Source organism: Streptomyces tateyamensis, assembly GCF_003205575.1.
GTDB lineage: Bacteria > Actinomycetota > Actinomycetes > Streptomycetales > Streptomycetaceae > Kitasatospora > Kitasatospora tateyamensis.
The window spans coordinates 1-229 of record NZ_PYBW01000221.1 but is presented as its reverse complement, the minus strand read 5'-3'; the positions used below and the strand labels follow the sequence as shown (position 1 = coordinate 229).

Annotated in this window: 1 pseudogene; it reads right to left on the bottom strand. The window is 84.3% G+C overall.

Annotated elements, in window-relative coordinates:
- A pseudogene (locus C7C46_RS36085) lies at positions 1-229 on the bottom strand (hypothetical protein); the annotation flags it as partial.

Here is a 229-nt window from a genome sequence, read left to right as displayed (position 1 = left end):
CTCCCCCCCCCCGCGGGCCCCCCCACCGCGCCCGGCCCCCGCCACACCCTGCCCCGGCCGCGCGCGGCGCCGCCCGAACGGCCGTAGGCGCCCGCCCCCGAACCCGCCCGGACCAGCGCGGGATAGGCGGCGGCGAACGGCAGGTACCCACCGGTGACCGACCCGCCGGGCGGCCCACCAGGCTCGCCGACGGACTCCGCGGCAGCGAACAGCGCCGCCGCCTCGGCCG